The 20,267-nt window shown below is 54.8% G+C and carries 23 protein-coding genes and 2 pseudogenes; 24 read left to right on the forward strand and 1 reads right to left on the reverse strand.

All coding sequences use genetic code 11. The features are described from left to right. The first annotated feature begins 1 nt into the window (after position 1). The 24 genes and pseudogenes from EBA31_RS10295 (at position 2) to umuC (ending at position 18,900) form a co-directional block, all read left to right on the forward strand. On the forward strand, positions 2-1,303 hold the full coding sequence (locus EBA31_RS10295; protein WP_238387447.1) for a S49 family peptidase: 1,302 nt from the start codon (positions 2-4) through the stop codon (positions 1,301-1,303). After that, positions 1,300-1,626, forward strand: coding sequence for a head decoration protein (locus EBA31_RS10300; protein WP_122078790.1), 327 nt, complete (start codon positions 1,300-1,302; stop codon positions 1,624-1,626). The genes EBA31_RS10295 and EBA31_RS10300 overlap by 4 nt, the downstream gene beginning before the upstream one ends. Before the next feature lie 66 nt (positions 1,627-1,692). Further along, complete coding sequence (locus EBA31_RS10305; protein ID WP_122078792.1) at positions 1,693-2,721, forward strand: major capsid protein; 1,029 nt, start codon at positions 1,693-1,695, stop codon at positions 2,719-2,721. 59 nt (positions 2,722-2,780) lie between these two features. Further along, entirely contained in the window at positions 2,781-3,191 is a 411-nt protein-coding gene (gene gpFI, locus EBA31_RS10310; protein ID WP_122078196.1) for a DNA-packaging protein FI, read from the forward strand. Positions 3,192-3,200: 9 nt separating this feature from the next. Beyond that, a complete protein-coding gene (locus tag EBA31_RS10315; RefSeq protein ID WP_122078795.1) occupies positions 3,201-3,569 on the forward strand; it encodes a head-tail joining protein in 369 nt (122 codons plus the stop codon). 1 nt (position 3,570) lies between these two features. Further along, positions 3,571-4,227 (forward strand): hypothetical protein, encoded by a 657-nt coding sequence (locus tag EBA31_RS10320; RefSeq protein ID WP_122078797.1) that lies wholly within the window; start codon positions 3,571-3,573, stop codon positions 4,225-4,227. Between the two features lie 7 nt (positions 4,228-4,234). Next, positions 4,235-4,789: a hypothetical protein gene (locus tag EBA31_RS10325; RefSeq protein ID WP_238387448.1), complete on the forward strand. Its 555-nt coding sequence runs from the start codon at positions 4,235-4,237 to the stop codon at positions 4,787-4,789. Positions 4,790-4,826: 37 nt separating this feature from the next. After that, positions 4,827-5,402: a phage baseplate assembly protein V gene (locus tag EBA31_RS10330; RefSeq protein WP_369982357.1), complete on the forward strand. Its 576-nt coding sequence runs from the start codon at positions 4,827-4,829 to the stop codon at positions 5,400-5,402. Positions 5,403-5,434: 32 nt separating this feature from the next. After that, a complete protein-coding gene (locus tag EBA31_RS10335; protein WP_122078803.1) occupies positions 5,435-5,794 on the forward strand; it encodes a GPW/gp25 family protein in 360 nt (119 codons plus the stop codon). Beyond that, positions 5,769-6,682: pseudogene (locus tag EBA31_RS10340) on the forward strand (baseplate J/gp47 family protein). The gene EBA31_RS10335 and the pseudogene EBA31_RS10340 overlap by 26 nt, the downstream one beginning before the upstream one ends. Then, on the forward strand, positions 6,672-7,820 hold the full coding sequence (locus EBA31_RS10345) for a phage tail protein I (protein WP_122078805.1): 1,149 nt from the start codon (positions 6,672-6,674) through the stop codon (positions 7,818-7,820). Before EBA31_RS10340 ends, EBA31_RS10345 begins: the two are co-directional and overlap by 11 nt. Beyond that, on the forward strand, positions 7,820-8,458 hold the full coding sequence (locus tag EBA31_RS10350) for a phage tail protein (RefSeq protein ID WP_122078808.1): 639 nt from the start codon (positions 7,820-7,822) through the stop codon (positions 8,456-8,458). The genes EBA31_RS10345 and EBA31_RS10350 overlap by 1 nt, the downstream gene beginning before the upstream one ends. 59 nt (positions 8,459-8,517) lie before the next feature. Further along, positions 8,518-9,165, forward strand: coding sequence for a phage tail protein (locus tag EBA31_RS10355; RefSeq protein ID WP_122078810.1), 648 nt, complete (start codon positions 8,518-8,520; stop codon positions 9,163-9,165). After that, positions 9,162-9,890, forward strand: a complete 729-nt coding sequence (locus EBA31_RS10360) for a tail fiber assembly protein (protein ID WP_122078812.1) — start codon at positions 9,162-9,164, stop codon at positions 9,888-9,890. The genes EBA31_RS10355 and EBA31_RS10360 overlap by 4 nt, the downstream gene beginning before the upstream one ends. A 53-nt stretch (positions 9,891-9,943) precedes the next feature. After that, entirely contained in the window at positions 9,944-11,485 is a 1,542-nt protein-coding gene (locus tag EBA31_RS10365; RefSeq protein WP_122078815.1) for a phage tail sheath C-terminal domain-containing protein, read from the forward strand. After that, complete coding sequence (locus tag EBA31_RS10370) at positions 11,482-11,988, forward strand: phage major tail tube protein (RefSeq protein ID WP_122078817.1); 507 nt, start codon at positions 11,482-11,484, stop codon at positions 11,986-11,988. Before EBA31_RS10365 ends, EBA31_RS10370 begins: the two co-directional genes overlap by 4 nt. A 56-nt stretch (positions 11,989-12,044) precedes the next feature. After that, complete coding sequence (locus EBA31_RS10375; protein ID WP_122078819.1) at positions 12,045-12,344, forward strand: phage tail assembly protein; 300 nt, start codon at positions 12,045-12,047, stop codon at positions 12,342-12,344. Between the two features lie 102 nt (positions 12,345-12,446). Beyond that, a complete protein-coding gene (locus EBA31_RS10380; RefSeq protein WP_122078822.1) occupies positions 12,447-14,066 on the forward strand; it encodes a hypothetical protein in 1,620 nt (539 codons plus the stop codon). Next, the gene (locus EBA31_RS10385) at positions 14,066-14,524 is read left to right on the forward strand and encodes a phage tail protein (protein WP_122078824.1); all 459 of its coding nucleotides are present in this window, start codon (positions 14,066-14,068) and stop codon (positions 14,522-14,524) included. The genes EBA31_RS10380 and EBA31_RS10385 overlap by 1 nt, the downstream gene beginning before the upstream one ends. After that, positions 14,499-14,714: a tail protein X gene (locus EBA31_RS10390; protein ID WP_122080606.1), complete on the forward strand. Its 216-nt coding sequence runs from the start codon at positions 14,499-14,501 to the stop codon at positions 14,712-14,714. The genes EBA31_RS10385 and EBA31_RS10390 overlap by 26 nt, the downstream gene beginning before the upstream one ends. 3 nt (positions 14,715-14,717) lie before the next feature. Then, positions 14,718-15,845, forward strand: coding sequence for a contractile injection system protein, VgrG/Pvc8 family (locus EBA31_RS10395; RefSeq protein ID WP_122078826.1), 1,128 nt, complete (start codon positions 14,718-14,720; stop codon positions 15,843-15,845). A 20-nt stretch (positions 15,846-15,865) separates the two neighbouring features. Next, complete coding sequence (locus EBA31_RS10400) at positions 15,866-16,564, forward strand: hypothetical protein (RefSeq protein ID WP_162302879.1); 699 nt, start codon at positions 15,866-15,868, stop codon at positions 16,562-16,564. Between the two features lie 645 nt (positions 16,565-17,209). Next, positions 17,210-17,632, forward strand: a complete 423-nt coding sequence (umuD, locus tag EBA31_RS10405) for a translesion error-prone DNA polymerase V autoproteolytic subunit (protein WP_044550118.1) — start codon at positions 17,210-17,212, stop codon at positions 17,630-17,632. Continuing rightward, positions 17,632-18,900 (forward strand): translesion error-prone DNA polymerase V subunit UmuC, encoded by a 1,269-nt coding sequence (gene umuC / locus EBA31_RS10410; protein ID WP_122078831.1) that lies wholly within the window; start codon positions 17,632-17,634, stop codon positions 18,898-18,900. Before umuD ends, umuC begins: the two co-directional genes overlap by 1 nt. 106 nt (positions 18,901-19,006) lie before the next feature. Here umuC and EBA31_RS10415 read toward each other — a convergent pair. Further along, a pseudogene (locus EBA31_RS10415) lies at positions 19,007-20,199 on the reverse strand (MFS transporter). Positions 20,200-20,267 lie beyond the last annotated feature (68 nt).

Raw genomic sequence — 20,267 nt, forward strand, 5'->3', positions numbered from 1 at the left:
CATGGCACTCAATGAGCCGCTTTTATTAGAACCCGCCTACGCGCGGGTTTTCTTTTGCGCGTTGGGTAACGAGCTGGGCGTGGGGCGCCTGATTGATGGCACAACAAACACGGTCTTATCACCGCCGCAAATGACCGAATTAGCCGCGTCCTATGGTCCCGAACGCGTGACTATCTCGGATAACGGCTATGACATCCAGGGTCGGATCGCCATTGTCCCGATATCGGGGACGTTGGTCAGTAAGTCCGCCGCTTTGCGTCCGTATTCTGGCATGACCGGCTACAACGGGATTGTTTCCAGGGTAACAGCGGCAATTAACGATCCCGACGTTGACGGGATTTTGCTTGATATGGACACCCCGGGAGGGATGGTCGCCGGCGGATTTGATGCGGCCGATATTATAGCCCGTCTGCGTAGTCAAAAGCCGATCTGGTCATTGGCCAACGATATGAACTGCAGCGCCGGTCAGTTGCTGGCCAGCGCGTGCTCTCGGCGCCTGGTCACGCAAACGGCTAAAGCCGGCTCTATTGGGGTGCTGATGGCCCACAGTAATTACGCCGGCAATCTGGAACAAGCCGGCGTCGATATCACCCTGATTTTTGCCGGTGCTCACAAGGTGGACGGGAACCCCTGGGAAGCCTTGCCAAAGGAGGTCCGGGCAACATTTCAGGCAAAAATGAACGCGATCCGACAATCCTTTGCGGAAAAAGTATCGGGCTATACCGGTATTTCCGTTCAGGCGGTGCTCGATACCGAAGCGGCCGTGTATACCGGCCAGGAATCGATAGACGCAGGTCTGTCTGATGAGTTGGTTATCAACACCGATGCGTTAGCGGTCATGCGTGAGGCTATCAGTCACTCAAAAGTAACCCGGTCTATAGGAGGCCAAATGTCAGTAAATCAAACCCAAACCGTAGCGGATACGCCAACCGGGTCGGAAGTGGCCACAGCACAAACGGCAGCGGATCCGGCAGCGGCTCAGCCCGCAGGAAGTGTAACAGCGGCCGTTAATGATGCCATTCAGGCCGAAAATGCCCGCATCATGGGGATTTTAGATTGTGATGAGGCCAAAGGCCGGGGCGTCTCTGCGCGTGCCCTGGCAGCTACGCCAGGCATGACGGTAGAAAATGCCCAGCGCATTCTTGCCAGTATGCCGGAAAGCGCTCAGGCCCGGACTGAAACGGGACTTGATCGCCTGATGGCTGATTCTCCCGAAGCGCTGGGCCAGGGGAGCGGTGAAAACAAGGCGCAAGACGGGGTATCGCGTTTAGCGTCATTCTTAACGCAAGGGGAAAATGCATGACCGTAGAACAGCGTAATGATCATCGAGTTTTTGCCGGCAGCGATACGGCACACACCGCAAAGGCCAGCAGTGGGCTGACCAAGGCAACTCTGGCACTGACGCCTCTGATGCTTGCGGCCGAAGGCGGTTTACTGGTGGCCTGGGATGGCGCAGCGGCAGGAACGGCTGTCGCCGTGTTGGCGCTAGCACATGATGGTATCGCACCCTTGCTGACCTATTACAAGTCGGGGACGTTTGCTATTGAGGCTATCGCCTGGCCTGACGGTGTGACCGAACAGTTAAAACAAAATGCGTTTATCGGTACCGCCATCAGCGTTGCTTAAGACGGTTTCCCCCTCATAACTAAAGGCTGCCAATTGGCGGCCTTTTTATTACCAGAAGGAGGGCCTATGGGCCTGTTTACCACGCGTCAACTGATTGGCGTAACCCAGGACAAACTCAAGTTTAATGCGTTGTTCCTGAATTTGTTTTTTAAGCGTGAAATCACTTTCGATACCAAAGAGGTGATGCTGGACAAAATTACCGGTCGGGCGCCGATAGCCATGTACGTTTCTCCTCAGGTAGAGGGCAAGGTTTTACGTAATTTGGGGGGGATGACACGCACGCTAAAGCCCGGGTATGTCAAACCGAAACACCAGGTTACACCGGATATGGTCGTTGACCGTTTGCCGGGCGAGGACCCTGCAATGTTGGCGGATCCGGCGTACAGGCGTGAACGTGTTATTGCGCAGAATCTGAAACAGGAAGAGGAATCCATTGTTCAGGTTGAAGAAATGCAGGCTGTTCAGGCGGTATTAAAGGGTAAATATCTGATGGAGGGGGAGCAATTCGAGAAAGTTGAAGTCGATTTTGGTCGGAACCCTGCAAACAACATTATTCAGAGCGGCGCGGCGGCCTGGTCAAAACAGGACCAGGACACCTTTGACCCAACGTTTGATCTGGATATGTACGCTGACCAAAGTAACGGGGCCATCAATATTGCCGTGATGGACGGGTTGTCCTGGCGCGTCTTGAACGGGTTCAAGTTGTTCCGTGAAAAGATGGATACCCGTCGCGGGTCTAATTCTCAGCTGGAAACGGCGTTGAAAGACCTGGGGGCGATTGTCTCCTTCAAAGGCTATTACGGCGACCTGGCTATTGTTGTGACAAAAGGCCAATACGCGAAAGAGGACGGCAAAACAGCGCGCTATATGCCGGATAACACCATTGTGCTGGGGAATACGTTGGCTGATGGTATCCGCTGTTACGGCATGATCCATGATGCGGAATTTGTCGCAGAAGGGATCACCGTCGCTAAACGTTATCCGAAAAACTGGATCACAAAAGGCGACGTGAGCAGCGAATACACGATGACTCAATCCGCCCCGCTCATGGTGCTGCCAGAGCCTGACAATTTCGTTGTCATCACAATCGCATAACGCCGATTAATCAGGCAGGGGCTACGGCCCCTTTTCCCCTGTTTTAGAGAGAGAACACAATGGCTAATAAAGACGAGTTGATCACCAAGTTGGACGAGCTGGGTAAGGTGCTGGGCCGTGAGCTGAGCACAGAAGGGACTATCGCAGATCTGCAACTGCGGATCCGTGAAGCCGAAGAGGAAATCGAGGCTCTGGAGGAAGACGGCGACGGTACAGACGGTGGCACCGGTGGGGCGTCTGGTTCCGGTCCGTTGCTGCAGACGACCACCGAACAACGCCAGCCAATGGCGCCAAAATCAGAAGGCGAAATCGAGTGGGTACCGGTTCGCGTGCTGACGACGTTGCATATCAATGCATTGCATGAAACGCGAAATCAACCGGTGAAAATGGCGTATGCCGGCGATACGGTCCGCGTTCTGGCCTCGGACGTGGACGAGCTGGAAGACGCTGGCCACGCGACAGAGCTTTAAGGGGGCGGCATGGATGGGTTCGATAACCTTTTTGATGAGGCCCTTTTCGATGCTGACAGCCGAATTATTGAGGTGATGGGGCGGGAAATGGTGGTGTCTATCAATGGTGCGCCGACGCCTGTCCGTGCCGTTTTCGATGAGCCTGCCGCTGATACTTCCCTGCCTTATGGCGCCGCAACGGTTCAGGACGTCGCCCCTCGGCTATTTGTTAAAACGGCGCTGATTGCAGGCCTGAAACCGAAAGATCGGGTGGAGATTGGCGCAGAGTCCTTTTGGGTGGTGAAGGTCGGCCCGGACGACACAGGAACCTGTGTTGTTACATTGGCGCGCGGAGTGCCAGGGAAGCCCGCGCCGGCGATCGACAAATGGAGTAAATGATATGGCCCGAGCAAGCAGGTTAAGGCGAGATTTACCCTTTGATATCGATCTGCAGGTACTGCAGCGGATCGCTATTTCTGCCGGCGCCAACCATACGCAATACATGCGCGCGTATAGCAGGGCCTTAAATCGCACCATGACAACGCTAAAAAAACGCGTTGTTGGGGATATGAAAGCCGGTATAGCGCCCCGTAACTTATCCCTTATTCGTAAGCGTCTGTTGTCGTTTCGCTTAACCCGTGGCGCGCAGCTGGACGAGGGGAAATTGTGGTTTGGTCTGAATGCAATCAAGGTTAAGGATCTCAAAGGCCGTGTTAAGGGCCGGCTCCGTCCCCACCATGACCGCAGGGACCCCCAGACAGGGCGATTTATTGCCGCCAGGCGTAGGGCATCGGCGGAAGTCGGTTTTGAGCCTAAAGGTGAATTGCTGACGGCCATAAACTTCCCTGATGGCGAGGTGGGCCGAACGCGCGCCGGTCGGCGAACGGTATTAATTCGGGATCCGCAGACCCGCCGCGCGAAAGAGGCCGAGGTCGATATTTACGCCCCGATGCTGGACTACATCGAGGACAACGCCTTTTCAGATGTTTCGCGAATTTTCTTCCATCACTTTGAAACGGATTTAAAAGGCCGCGTGAAGATGGGGATCAACGTGTGAGGGACGTATGCCAACACCGATTTTAATGGCCAGCTATCACGATGCGATATTGTCTGCGCTGCGCGAAATTGCGTGGGTGGTCAATGCTGACGATTACCCGGAAGTGATCACGCAGTTGGAAACGCCGGCGGTGTATTTGTCTATCGCCGGCTGGGAGAATTCTCCCGGCTCTGATGGTCAGTTGCGCGTTGAATTTGAGCACGATCTCTTTGTTGTTGTGGACCGCTCAGCGACGGCCGACATTTCAAAACCTCAGATTTATATTCGCACGGCTGCAGCTGACCTTAGCCAATGGATAGAGGGTAAAACGTTTGGGCTTGAAGGGCTGGAGCCGGCGGAGTTTGTCAGAGCCGGGCCCGATGATTTTGATGTGGCGATGGATGATTACATCGTCTGGCGGATCACCTTCACCCAGGTGGCCGCGATGGGTGAAGATCCGTTTGAATCGAAAGCTGGCCCACTGAAAAAGGTATTTTTGGGCAAGGCTCCGAATATCGGCAGCGCGCACATTGACGGCTATCGGCTGATCTACGAGAAAAAAGAGGGCCCCGGCGATGAGTGATGACGCGTTATCAGACCTGCAGCGCCGGGTTGCCAATATGGTCCGCCGAGGGGTTATTCATTCGGTAAAGCATGGCAAGCAGCCGTTTTGCCGGGTGGATATAGGCGATAACATCACAACCTGGCTCCCGATGTGCCAGGGTTTCGCTGGCGCCCATCGCAGCGACTCCAACCCCTGCGCAGTTGGGGACCCTGTGACCGTGTTATCTGAGGCTGGCGAACTGAATAACGGCCGGGTTTTCCCTGGCTGGAATACGGGCGCCATGCCGGCGCCAGAAGGCAGCGAGGCGGAGCACATCACCCGATACAGCGACGGCGCCGAGCTTCGCTACAACCGCGAAGACCACGCCTTTACGCTGGCACTGCCGGAGGGCGGCACCTATGAAATTATCGGTAAAGGGACGTTGCGCGGGCCGGTAGAGATAACGGACACGTTGTCGGTTAAAGGAAAAACGGAGCTGCAGGCGGATACTGCAGTCTCCGGGGACCTGTCCGCCACGGGAGAAATTTCCGACGGCAAAAGCACGCTGGCCCGGATCCGGGAAATTTTCAACGACCACACACATCCCGATCCGCATGGCGGGGACACCGACAAACCGAACAACGAAATGTAACCCGCTCCGGCGGGTTTTTTTATGGGGGCACTATGCAGGGAGTTAATGCAGCCACCGGTAAACGCTTGGCGGGAACCGCTCACTTGCGCCAGTCCGTCTTTGACATCCTGACCACGCCGATCGGTAGCCGCGTTCTGGTCCGGGATTACGGCAGCGATTTACTGGACCTGGTGGACAATCCCCAGGACGAAAGCACGCGGGTGCATATCATCGCCGCCACGGCCAGCGCCCTGGCGAAGTGGGAGCCGCGTCTGCAGGTGAAAACGGTGGCGGTACAGTTTGACGGTGCCGGGCAATTTGATTTGACGATTTACGGCATTAACACAGAAACGGGCTACCCGATCACTTTGGAGGAGTTAACGATAAATGGCGACCAATTCCGCGACGATTAACCTTTCAGAATTGCCCGTTCCTGACGCGGTGAAAGTCCCTGACCCCGCGCTGATTTTTGCCGGCTGGCTGGCGCGACTCCGCGAGCTGGACCCGGATTATGATGCCTTGCTGGAGTCTGACCCGGTGTTTAAACAAGGGGAGGTCCTGGCGTATCACTCAACACTGATCCGCCAGGGCATGAATGACTCTATTCGTGCGGTGCTGTTGGCCAGCGCCCAAGGGAACGACCTGGATCAGTTGGGCGCTAATTTTGATGTGTTGCGCTTGCTGATAACACCGGGCGACCCGAACGCCGTCCCGCCAGTGGCACCAGTCTATGAAGACGACGAGGCGTTTAGAACCCGGATACAACTGGCTTGGTCCCGGTTAAGTACCGCCGGCGCCGAAAACACCTACACCTTTTTTGCCGCGTCTGCAGACCCTGACGTTTTAGATGTTCGGGCATACGGCCCCGAAGATCATCAACGGCTTGGAGAGGTGTATCTCTATGTGCTGTCCCGGACCAATGGGGGATCCCGTCGGCGGAGGTGCTGAAAAAGGTTGCCGAAGCGGTCAATAAAAAAGAGGTCCGGCCGCTGACCGATTTTGTCACGGTGAAGCCGGCGGAAATGGTGGATTTTGAAGTCACCGCAGATATCCAGATCCCCTACGGCCCGGACACTGACACGGTGATGAAAGCGGCAGAGGATGAGCTGGCCAAGTACCTGGCCATTGTTAACCGTCTCGGCCGGCTGGTGTCGCGCTCGGCCATTGACCGCGCATTGCATCAAGCCGGAATAGTGACGGTAAAACTCACTTCACCCGCTGCAGATATCAGCATGGCAATGGGGCAAGCGCCGCGATGTTCAAAAGTCACGCTGCGTAAGGTGATCATTAATGCCGAATAAATTTAAAACCCTCCTCCCGCCCAATGCCATCCCGCCAGAGCGCGCCCTGGAACAGGCGACAATTGAGGAGGTGCTCTCTATCCCTGACCTGATCCGGATAGTGAAAAATCCGGCGTTGTGCCCTGTTGAGCTGCTGCCGTGGCTGGCGTGGGAGTACAGCGTGGATACTTGGAACACGGATTGGACAGAGGCGGAGAAACGGGCGGCAATCGCCCGGGCGGCGTATATCCATCGACACAGGGGGACCCGGGCGGCGATCGAAATGTCGTTATCCTCTTCACCGTTCGCTAGCGATGTAGTCGAGTGGTTCGAAAAAACGCCCCGGGGAGAGCCTTACACGTTCTCTCTCGATGTGACCCAGGACGACCGGCCGATCACCTTAACGGACGTGCAGGACCTGAAAAGCGCGGTAATGAAAGGTAAAAACCTGCGCTCCTGGTTCGATGTGTCGTTTAAAGGCAGCCTGGACGGTAAGGCGATTTTAGCCGGCTACATGATTGCATCTGAGTCATTCTCAATCATCCCTGTGTTTGAGTTTATCGGCGTACATATCAACGGCTGGATGACGTCGGAGTTTGCGCCTACGTCGTCGTTTGATGGGGCTGTTTACACGCTGGTAACGCAAGGCAACTTTGGCGCGATCACCTGGCACGTAACAGGCCCGGCGACGGTGGCCAGTGACGGAACGGTAACAATCACCGGTCCCGGGGCAGTCGCTATCACGGGGACAGATGCTCGTAACCGCTCGATCAACCACGCAATCAACCCTGTTCGTTACCTTGTTCCCACGCCGGCAGATATTCAGCTTAGCCAGTCTGAGATGCCCGCGTTTATTGAAAAACAGGGCGGCAGAATGTGCCTGGTTGAGGATTTAATTCGCTGGCCGCAAGCCGGCGGAACAAAGGTCCGCGAAATGGGGCATCTGTGGGGGGAGTGGGGAAACATGGTTGCCTACGGTTGGCGCAAGTTTTGGATGGGTTCAACCTCGGAGGAAGCTCGCTGGGTCAGTGCCTCCCCGGGGAGTCCCTCAAATTTCAGCCGGTTTGTGCGGTTGACCTCTGCGACAACCGGCAGCGTTTCGCCGTGGGACCCTAACGATTATTCGACGGCTGCAGTGATTGAAGTGGAGAAAAAATAATGGCCTCAGGATTAATTTTAACCGCTGTCGGCGCCGAGGCGATAGAGACGGCTTATCAGGCCGGCGAGGTGGTCACTATCCCGATCGTCGCATTCGGTGATGGTGGTGGCGTATCTGTGACCCCTGACCCTGCAGTAACCAAACTGGTCAATAAATTTGGGGATGTGCCCTTTACGCAGGGGGAATCGGGTAGCGGCATGATTGCCGGCCAGGCAGTTATAAACGCCCGCGATTATCCAGGGAAAGTGGTCCGGGAGTTTGGGCTGATGAGTAGCGCCGGCGTTCTGATTGCCTATGGCGCCTATCCCGATACCTATCTACCGGAGCAGAACGACTCAATAGTAAAAGAGCTGGTGGTGAGCTTTGCTATGCCGTTGGTACACGCGGAAAGCGTGGTACTGGAGATTGATCCGAATGTATCGGTGCTGACGATTGAAGAAGCGGACGCCCGTTATCTTTTCAGGAAGGGCGACACGGCGACGGGCGATCTGGGCGCGCCAATGTTCCAGGCAAATGGCACAAGCGGCGTGCCGGAAGGTTCTGGCATGTATAAGGACCAGTTAAACAACCACGCCCCATTTTATTCGCCTGATTATCAATGGCCCGTTAATTCTGGGGGGCGTATGTTCCCCTGGTGAAGGGGCGCGGAACAAGAAAGGCTAAGGGATGGCCAACGGCCGTTAGCTTTGGCTATCTCATGCCCGGCGTTGATATGCACGCCCATCCGGTTATCCATGCAATTGGCGACAGTGGCCAGGAATGCATATGGGAGTTTGATACCCAAACCGGAGGCCTAAGAAGTAAAGCCGGGACGTTTGCGATAGAAGAACAGCAACCGATTGTGCCTCTGCCGTTTTCGGGTGATTCCCCGCCGCCTGGCCATGCCTTAATGCTGGGACAGGCCTTTGATAAAAACGCCTATCCGCGCACGGCGCAGGCGTTCCCGTCGGGTGTTTTTCCCGACATGCGAGGCCGGACCATTTTGGGGAAACCGGATGATCGCGGCCCGTTATCGTTGGCTGATGGTGAGGTTAAAAGCCACGGGCATGGCGGTGAGGTGGTCGGAACGGACCTGGGTTCACCAGAAACAACAGAGAGCGGAGGATATAGCCCGAAACTGCGCTCTTACCCTTCCAATACCTCATTGGATGGTGGGACAAGTAGCCGTCACACCATTGACCAGGATCGCGGGTTTACTGATTACGGGCTGATTGAAGGTGTTCCCCCGCATAAACACAACCTCCCGTTAGGGTGGCACGGTCACGGTTTACGTATTGATGCCTTTGGCGCCGCGAAAAACACCGTTGATAACATAGCATTTAACTACATTGTGAGGCTGGCATGACAGAGAGCTTTGAATTTTCGGATATTCCCCGTTGGGTATGGGTTTATCGCTTTGATGATGCCGGCATTTTTACCGGCTCCCTCAATTTTTACGTGGCACCACACACGGGATTGCCGGCGAATTGCACCCCGTTGAAGTGCAATCCGAAGGCAGGCCAGGCGGGGGTATGGGACGGCTCGAACTGGGCGTATATTCCCGATGTGCGCGGATCCACCTATTGGGATCAGCGTGGAAATCAGTTTGTCATGATGGAGCTGGCCGCGCTGCCTGAATGGGCTGTGACCGTCGCGCCGCCGGCTGCAGAACCTGGCCATGCTGTTTTGTATACGGGCGACGCCTGGCAGCAAATTGAAGACCGGACCGGGCAGACTTATTACACCGCCGACGGTCGCCCTCAGGCTGTGCCCGACGCCTATTTTATCTTGCCCCCTGACTGTACCTTTACGCCGCCGGTAACGCCCTGGGACCAGTGGGACGGTGAGCAGTGGGTAACAGATACCGCCGCCAAACAGCTGGCCGCTGTAGAGCAAGCCGCGCAAACCCGGCAGCAGTTGCGGCAGCAGGCAGATCAGCAGATTGAATTGCTTAACGACGCTGCAGAGACAGGAATGAGCGAAGAGGGCGACGATCAACGCCTGGCCAACTGGAAAAAATACCGCGTGCTGTTAAGCCGTGTTGATATCGGCCAGGCCCCCGATATCCCCTGGCCCGCGTTGCCAGCCTGATAAAACAACCCCCCTGACCGCCGCCGGCGGTTTTTTTATGCCTGGAGATAACAATGGCAGATTTACATGGTGTGGAAACAATAGAGCTGAATATCGGCTCGGTAGCCGTGACAACCATTCAGACCGCGATTATCGGGCTGGTGGGTACGGCGCCAAACGCGTCTAAAGGGACGGTAGCAAGCCGGACCACGGGCACCCCGTTGCTGGATAATGAGCTGACGTTTAACGCCTCAGAGCCGGGGCGCATGGGCAATCAGTACAGTGTTAAGGCAGTCGCCGGCGCTGCAGAGGCGAAAACCTCGGCCAGCTATGCGGCCGGGGTGCTGTCGATCATCCTGGGCGCAGATACTGAGGGCGTGATAACCGCGACCGCGGCCGAGGTGGCTGCATCGGTGAAGGCGGTGGCTGATAGCAAAATCATTGCCGTTGAAACCACGGCGCCGGGGATTGTGGCGCCATTCACCGCCCTGTTAGCCGGCGGGACCGATGAGCCGTTTCCGCTGAATACGCCGGTAGCCGTGATTGGTGGCACCCAACTAAGCGCCCTCGGCGCCGGCGGCACCCTGGGCGAGGCGATCACGGACATCACCGACCAAACGAACGCGCTGATCATTGTCGTGCGTGCGGCGGATAAAGCGGAAGGTAAAGCCGCTGCCGTGCTGAGTACGGAAAAGGGCGTGAAGTTAACGACCGAAGACGGGGCGAAATTGCTCACAGAGCAGAAATTTGCGGTGGATCCAGATGTGCGGGCCAGTCTGGTCGCCGCTATGGGCGCCTGGTCATTAAGCGAATCTGTCACCCGTTACCGGCCGCGCATTTTGATTGCTCCGGGTTTCAGTGAAGACGATGCGATCGGGAAGGCGCTGGAAACGGCCGCAAACAAATTGCGCGCGGTGGCTTATGTTGATTGCGAGTCGATGGCCACGGCTCAGGAGGTTGTGACCCGTCGCCAAATGTATGGCGCCCGGGTGGAGCTGTTACGCCCGCGAGTCTCGAAAGTGAAAGCCAACGGTGAAATCACCTTTCGCCCTTATTCCGCGTTGGCTGCAGGTCTGCGCGCGCGGATTGATTTAGAAAAGGGCTGGTGGTGGAGCAAGTCCAATCAGGCGATCGCGAACATCCTCGGCGTTGAACAAGTGGACGAGTTTATCCTCGGCGATCGTAACTGCCAGGCCAACTTATTGAACATGGAAAACGTCACAACCATTATTCGCCGTGATGGTTTCCGGCATTGGGGCAACCGCCTGTGTATTCAGGATCCGCAATGGCAATTTGAGTCTGTGCGCCGAACGGCTGACGTTATCGAGGATAGCATTCAGGAGACGGCCTTGCTGTACGTCGATCGCCCGCTCGACCTGGAAAATATCGATGACATTCTGGGCACGATTAATTCCTACATGCGCACGCTGACCAAGCTCAAAGCCATTTTTGGCGGCCGGGCCTGGCTGGATGAGGAGCTGAACACCGCCGAAACCCTGGCGGCCGGTGAGGTCTATATCGATTATGACTTTGGGCCGAAATCACCGACAGAACGGATCACGATGCGGGTTCGCATTAACAACCAATATGCAGTAGAGGAGCTGGGGACGGTATGAGCGATAAAGCAACGGTAAGAGCCTGGACATTTTTTGCCGGCGGTTTCCGTATCCAGGGCGCGCATGAGTACACGCCGCCGGAACTGTCTATCGTCAAAACAGACCTGCGCACTGGCGCGCAGGATGCCCCCACGCCGATGGATGACGGGATGGAGGCGCTAACCTGCCAGATCAAGTTTTATGGCATCGATACGGACATGCTGACCCGCTTTGGTTTTGTGACGGGCAATCGCAATCGCTTTGCGGCCTATGAGGGCTATCTCAGCAACGGCCGCGCGCTGGGGGCGATTGACGAGATAGAGGGATTTGTTTCGAAAATTACGCCTGACGCCCGGGATAACCAGGCGCTGTCAGAAAAGGCCACCACGGTCGAAATCGCGATCAATTACTACAAACAAATGTTTGAAGGCCGCGAGCTGTTCGAAATCGACACGGAGCGCTTTATTCGCCGTGTGAATGGCGTGGATCAGTTGCGCGGCATTGCTGCCAAAATCCGCCTTTAAACCTTTCCTTATCGCTATAAAGCGGCCCCCGGGCCGCTTTTTTATTGGAGCTATTTATGAGTTACCCCGCCAACAAACAAGAGATCACTTTCTATTCCCCGCTGACTCTCGAAGACGGCAGCGCGCTTACCCGTATTTTCATGCGGGAGCCGCTGGTGCGGGACCGTATCGAGTTCTCCCGGATGAAAGGGAATGACCTGGAGAACGAGGTGGCCATGATCGCTAACCTTTGCGATATGAACGTAAGGGACGTAGAGAACCTAACCTCGGCGGACTTCTCCCAGTTGGAGGATATGTTTAACGATTTTTTGCTACCGCCCGAAAAGCGGGAGAAATCGACATCCAGCGAGGCCTAAGGCTACTGGGGCGCCGGCTGCATTACACGCTGGGCGACTGGCTGAACATGCCTTTCAGCGTGTTTAGTGATTTTCTGGTGCTTGAAGTGGAGATAATCAATCGTGGCCGGACTTAGCCAAAAATTAAAGGCCGTTATCAGTTTCGGCGGCAATATCGACTCCTCCTGGGGCCGGTCTACGGACGGTCTGAAAAAGGGGCTGAGTTCTGTTGAAAAACAGTCTGAGAAGCTGACCAAACAACAGAAGGCCCTGGCTTTAGAGATGAAGCAGGCCAAATTAGCCGGCAAGGATATTGCCGGCTTAAAACGAGATTATGCCGGCGTCACGCGTGAGATAAAAAAAGCGGATGCTGCGCAGGTGGCCTTAAATCGTGACCTGCAACGATCCGAACGTCTGCGCCGATTTGGCGCCGGAGCTAAAACGGCGGTTGGCCGAACGTTGAAAGCGGGGATCGGGATGACCCTCGGCGGTGGGGCGCTGGCGGCAGCGGCCGGCGCCATACTTTCCCCCGTGAATATGAACGCCCGGACTGCTGAATCCGTCGGCAAGGCGAGAACCTACGGCGTGGGCATCGAGACGTATAACGCCTGGGACAGTTTCGGAAAACAGATGGGACTTAACGGGGAGAACTTTGGGGACCTCCTGGAGGAGCTAAAAAACAAGGCCGGCGAATACAAGGCTACCGGGGAGCAATCCTCGCTTAACGATGCTTTCAAGATGCTGAAATTTGGCGCCGGCGATTTTGCCGGCCTGACCAATGAGCAGCAGTTTGAAAAAATAATGGAGCGCGCCCTAAAGCACAAAGACGAGCAGGAGGCGGCGTCCGCGGTCGATATGCTGATGGGGGGCGAGGCCAATAAAATCCTGACGTACATGCGCCTGACCGGCAAAAGCTACAAGGAGATGATGGATCAGCAGAAGCGTTACAACCTGGTCACGAAGGAGGGCGCTGATGGCGCCATTCGCGGCAATATTGCTTTTAGTAATCTGCGCAGCGTGTGGGGATCGGCCGTGGAGGAAATTGCCGGAAAACTGGGCGGCTCGTTGGCGCCGAAAGTGACGCAGCTGGCGGATGAGCTTTCCGCCTGGTTCAAAAATGGCGGCATCGACATCATTTCCACCACGATAAGGAACAAATGGATCCCGAACCTGGTGGAGTTCGCCAACGGCATCATGACTGTCACAAAGTTGTTTCTGGCCATCGCCAGAAAATTAGCCTGGCTGTTGCCCGATGAGCAGAGCGACAAAAAAGCCATTGTGCGCTCTCTCGGCAAAGGGGACATCGAGGGAGCGCGTGATTTTGCCCAAACGCGGGGCCAGTCTGCCTGGCTGGAATCCCTTTTGAAGGACCCGGAGAAGCAGAAGGCACTGCAGGGCATTTACAGCGATGCGCAATATTCATTGTCCAGCGAGCGGATTATGAGTCCTGGTGCGTATTGGGATAAGGCCGACGATCGGATGCTGGCCGCTATCGGGGAAACTGACAAAGGTGATGATCCGTTAGAAGGGGCCTTTTCTTTCCTGTCTTCACTGACCAATCAAGGCGCCGCTGGCGACAAGCCTGCGATGACAGACAATCGCAGGCAAGAGGTCAATATGACGGTGATCGCTCAACCTGGCCAGGATGCGCAAGCGGTGGCGGATAGCGCGGTGTCGTCAATGAAAAATATGGATGTATTCAACGGCAACAATGCGATGCATGACCCAGCGGAGGCCTGGTAATGGTGGACATTATTGGCACGATCACGGGCGCCTATGATGCACGGCGGCCGGCGGACAGCGCCAGCATTATGATGATGCTCGGCACCTTTGAATTTTCTATCGACACGACGACCTATAACCAGTTGACGCGGGAAGCCCGTTGGCGCTGGAGTGAGCAGGAGCGGATCGGCAAACAGGACTTGCTGCAGTACACAGGGAAATCCGCCCGGACGGTCAAAATGGACGGGGAGGCGCATTCCCAGTTTCGAAACGGTGTGGCCAGCATTGATACGCTTTATGACCTGGCCGACAAGGCCGAACCTCAACAACTGGTGAGCAGCGCCGGTGATGTGTTGGGCTGGTGGGTTATTACCGATTTTACCGACACGACGCCGGCGTTTTTGCCTGGCGGCGCTCCTCGCAAGAAAACCTACTCGATCACCATAAAACACTATGCCGACGAATTATCTAACCCGTGAGGGTGACGTACTGGATGCCGTCTGTGCGGCCCACTACGGCACAGAGAACCTTTCGCAGACCGTTGTAACGGTTTTAGACGCTAATCGCGAACTGGCGGCGCTGGGGGCTGTTTATCCGGCAGGGTTAATCATCACCCTGCCGGACATAGAGACGCCAACGCCTGAATCACCGATCCAACTATGGGATTAACCGATGCAACAAAAACAGCCAGCCGAATTCCGGCCAGAATTCCGCATTATTGCGGAGGGGCAGGATATAACCGCGATCATTCGTGAAAACCTGGTGGATATCAGCTTAACGGACAACGGCGGCGCCACAGGCAAAACTGACGAGCTGCAAATTACCCTCCTGTCGGAAACGCTAAAACTCCCGCCCAAAGGCGCCCGCCTGAGTGTTGCCCTGGGCTTTAATGGTCAGTTGGTCGATAAGGGCTGGTTTGTGGTGTCTGGCCGCGCCAGTAGCGGGCCACCGCGCAAGATCCAGCTTTACGCCACATCGGCCCCAATGAACGCGCAAAAACAGCCAGGTGATGTACAGAGCCAGAAAAGCCGCAGCTGGGACGGCGTGACGCTGGGGGACATTGTGAAAACGGTGGCAACTGATAATGGCCTCATCCCCAAAATAGCCACGCAGTTGGCCAGCATCGCGATAGAACACATTGACCAGGTGAGAGAGTCCGACGCGGCGCTGATGACCCGCCTGGCGCGTGCGCATAACGCGGTAAGCAAGGCCGCCGGCGGCTATTGGTTGTTCCTCGAGCAGGGGGAGGCGACCACTGTCAGCGGGGGCGCCCTCAGTAACGTCACGATCACCCGGGAGGTGCTGTCCTCCTGGAGTTATTCAGATGGCCAGCGCGGGGCCACAACGGGAAAGCCGGCGAAGACGGCAGACGGTAAAGGCAAAAAGGGCAAGGTGAGCGTGTCCTATTTCGATCCCGCTGATGGTCGAACGAAAACTCAATCCCTGGAGCATGACGGACCCGACCAGGCCAACCCCTTCACGCAGCCGAGCAAAGCCCAGGCGGACAGCAGCGCCAAGTCAAAAATGACGCAGGCCAACCGGAACGAAAGGCGAATGACGCTAAGCGGGCCGGGCCGGCCGCAGTATGTGCCGTTGACTGCCGAAAGTCGGATAACAACGGCGGGATTTGGTGAGGAGGAGGATCGCACCTGGTTAATCGAGTCCCTCGCGTTTTCTTTGAGCAGCTCAGGCCTGGCGATGGCGTTTAACTTGGTCACTGATATTAAACCGCCAGCAGAGAGCAAAGCGAAAGCTGCGAAGAAAGAAAAGAAATCCGATGGCATTGGCTATTTCGATTAACGCTATTCAAGTAAGGTAAAATGATGGAAAAGTTAAGGCTTGTCCGTTCTGCACAACAATCAAAATCAGCTTACCAAAACATTCAAGATAATGAATTATCATTGTCAATATCCAAGCTGCCACCTACTGATAAATTAAACCTCACTGCTTTAGTTCCCGTTGTTAATGAAGGGGTGACTGAGGCGGCGACAATACAAGATATCGTTGATTTACTCGATGGGGGGGCGCCTGGTGATATCAAGTTAGACCCTAGCCCGAATAACCTGCTAAGTAAGAGTAACGCGGGACTTCTGTTAGACCGTTACAAGGCCCCTTGCGTGGGTATTACCGGCACATATGTAAGCACCGGCGCGGGGCCTGACTTTACTCAGGATAATGCGTTTAGTGAAACCGGAGGCGTTTGGCGAGTAAAAAACACTCTCATGCTTAGCCGAGTACCAAGTACGGCTAATGGTGCGGTCATTGTTGATATCACGCTGGGAAAAATACCCTGTGACAGTTCCGGGATCCCTTTGCAGTATACGTTAAGTATCGGGACAACAAGTAAAAAGGTCGGCGGAGTCTGGCGTCAGCATTCTGTTATGATATTGGCCATTGTTGGCGCTCCCATTAAATTAATGGATATCGTTTCCGGAGTTTTAGAAGATTACAAAGAGGGAGTAGCGTGGGGGGTGAGCGTTAAATATACGTTTGGGGATATGGCCCCATCGGTACCATAATTACATTGAAGTTTATAAAGAAAAAGAGGCAGATAATCTGCCTCTTTTAGTATCCCTGGTGCTGGTGGATTTTTTATCTTTTAATCATACCAATAAATATCGTTCGGATAATGTTTCCGAATCTTGTCGCAGCACGTCTTAAAATTGATGGTGGCTTGCATTTCTCACAGTAGCTCGGTTCGCCGTTTGCCCAACCGGTGGTTTCAGCTATCCATAACCCGCACGTTCTGCAAAACGTCATGTTGTGTGCAGACATGATACACCTCCATATGAAAATCATTATTAATGGTGCGTGTATTATCTTGGAGTTGCAAATGGGTATTGCCGATCAATTAGTTGCAGATTGATCGTTGAAAACGATCGCTTATGATTAGCCAGGTGACTACCAGGCTTGTCTGTACATTGAAATGTCTCGGTAGGGGCCACAGAACTTCAGTTGTGTTGGGGGAACGTATAATGGCTTAAGTTTTTATCGTGCTTGTGTACTTATTCACGTAGGCAAGATACTGGTAGAACTTCATCTTCATTCATCAAAACTATCTTTCTTTACCGATCAATATCCTACCTTTCTGAGAGATTTCCGAACTTTCCCCCGCTAAAAACTTGCGTTTATACTGTATAAAAACACAGTATCAGGGCAACATTATGACTTTCTTTTATCCAACACCAAACCCCACCAAACTAGAGATCCCGCTGTTTTCCGATAAGGTACCTGCGGGCTTTCCCAGTCCTGCAGCTGATTACGTCAGTTCACGTATCGACTTGAACGAGTACTGCATCAGCCACCCTAACGCGACCTATTTCCTCTATGCGACTGGCGACTCGATGCTGGAGGCGGGCATCACGGAGGGCTCTATGCTCGTTGTCGATCGCAGTATCAGCCCAGCTCATGGCGATATAGTTATTGCCAGCATCGCCGGCGAGTTCACTGTGAAACGTCTCTGCTTACATCCGCGCGCGCAGCTGGAGCCAATGAATCCAAAATATGAGCCGATCCTACTCCATGACAGCGGCGACGATTTGGAGGTGATAGGCGTCGTGGTGTCATCGATAACGAGGCTTAAGTAATGTATGCGCTTGCTGATGTGAATAGCTTTTATGCGAGCTGCGAAACCTTGTGGCGTCCAGACCTGCGCGGCCGGCCCGTTGTCGTTCTTTCGAATAATGATGGGTGCGTTGTTGCCAGGAACAAGGAGGCGAAGGCTCTGGGCCTGAAAATGGGGGAACCCTATTTCAAAATTAAGCGTGAATTTGAGAGCGTTGGGGGAATAGCGTTCAGCAGTAATTACGAGCTTTATGCTGACATGTCACAGCGAGTGATGGCCGTTTTAGAAGAGATGGCGCCGCGCGTAGAAATTTACTCCATCGATGAGAGTTTCATGGATCTGACCGGCGTGCGTAATTGTATCGACCTTGAAACCTTTGGCCGCCAGGTGAGGGCTAAAGTGTTACGCAATACCGGCCTAACAGTCGGGGTTGGCATTGCTCAAACCAAGACACTGGCGAAGCTGGCCAACTTTGCGGCGAAGAAGTGGGACAAGACTGGCGGGGTTGTGGACCTGTCCAACGAAGGGCGCCAGCGCAAACTTATGGACTTACTGCCGGTGAATGAGGTCTGGGGTATCGGCCGGCGGATATCGAAAAAACTCAACATGATGGGTATCGAAACCGCGCTGCAGTTGGCTGATGCCAGCACGACGATGATCCGCAAGCATTTTAGTGTTGTGATAGAGCGTACGGTGAGAGAGTTACGCGGTCAGCCTTGCCTTGAACTTGAGGAGTTCGCGCCGACGAAGCAGCAGATCATTTGCAGCCGAAGCTTTGGTGATCGAATCACTGAATATGACCAGATGCATCAGGCAATCTGCATGTATGCGACACGTGCAGCGGAGAAATTACGAGAAGAACGTCAGTATTGCCGGCATGTTAGTGCTTGGCTTAAAACCAGTCCATTCTCCATTAATGAGGAATACTACGGAAACACGGCCAGTATAAAACTGAGCACGCCGACACAGGATACCCGAGACATTATTGCCGCCGCGATGCGCTGTCTTGACGCGATTTGGCAATCCGGTCATCGGTATCAGAAAGGTGGGGTGATGCTGCAGGACTTTTTCAGCCAAGGTGTAGCCCAGCTTGGGCTGTTCGATGAATATCAGCCACGGAAGAACAGTGAGCAACTGATGGGTGTTCTTGACCGCATCAATAACTCGGGGAGGGCCCAGCTATGGTTCGCTGGGCAAGGGGCACACCAGTCATGGTCGATGAAGCGCGAGCTACTATCACCAGCATACACAACACGGCTAAGTGATCTTCCACGCGCTCGGGTGTACTAAACCAGTGACAAAATTGCATCTGGCAGTCAGCTTTGAGCGAAGAGCGGACATTCGGCTCTCTGCCGTAGGCCATGACAAAGAGCACGCCAGGAAGAAATGGATTGCGCTAGTGCGTCTTGCTGTTTTGACGGGATGTGACAAATGTCATCGCTACCGCACCCAGCAGTAACAAACCACTCAGGCCAAAAGCGCTTCGCCATCCCAGACTGTCGAATACCAGACCTCCTGCCGTTGAACCAAGCGCAATTGAGAGCTGGATGACAGCGACCATCAGCCCACCACCCGCCTCTGCGTCTTCGGGTAGCGTCCGCGCTATCCATGTCCACCATCCCGTTGGCGCAGCCGTCGCAAGCAGCCCCCACAGACTCAGCAAAACGGCAACTGCCCAGATGCTGTGTCCGACCAGCAGTAACGTACCGGCAATCGCTGCCATAAATAGAGGGATCATGATTAAGGTCTGGTAAAACCTTGCGTTCAGGAATGTCGATACGATCATGGTGCCGACAAAACCTGCCACGCCTATGGCGAGCAAAATCAAAGAGAGGGCAGAAGTATTAACTCTGGTCACGGTCTCCACGAAGGGGCGCACGTAGGTGAATAAGGCAAACTGCCCCATAAAGAAGAGCCCGCAGGCCAGCAGCCCCGTTGGTACGATGGAAACCCTGAACAGAAGAAGCACAGACCCCTGTGGTTTTTGTTTTTTATCGCTTTCCATCGAAGGCAGGCTGACGCATTGCCAGATGAACGCGGCTATCGCAAGGGGGACGAGACACAAAAAGGCCCCACGCCAGCCGATGGTCCCCCCAGGTAGCTACCCAACGGCGCCGCCACAACGGTAGCCAGCGCGTTACCGCCGTTAAAAATTGCCAGCGTGCGGGGAACCTGGTGCTGCGGCACCAGCCGAATGGCGGTTGCAGCCGACATTGACCAGAATCCACCGATGACGACACCAATCATAGCCCTCCCCAGCATATACACCGGGTAGTTGGGCGCCAGTGCGATAACTATTCCGGATATCGCCATCAGTACCGTCAGCCCCAGCAGGAGGTATTTACGATTCAGATCCCCGGCAATAGGCGAGATAGTAAGGCTGGTCAGTACCGCCAGCGCGCCAGAGATGGCAATTCCCTGGCCTGCCAGCCCTTCGGTGACGTTCAAATCACTGGCAATTGGGGTAAGCAGGCTGACCGGCATAAATTCAGAAGCGATCAGCACAAACACGCAGAGCGTCATGGCAAATACGCCTCCCCAGTGTGCATCTGCTTTTTCGTATGATGGTTTGAGGCTTACTGTGGACATTATCAACATCTCTATATCAGCCCGACGAGATTCAGGTGCTGTCGGGGCAAGCGTTACTCAGGGAGTAA

Origin of the sequence: Serratia sp. P2ACOL2, assembly GCF_003691565.1 — a bacterium.
Taxonomy (GTDB): Bacteria; Pseudomonadota; Gammaproteobacteria; order Enterobacterales; family Enterobacteriaceae; genus Serratia; species Serratia liquefaciens.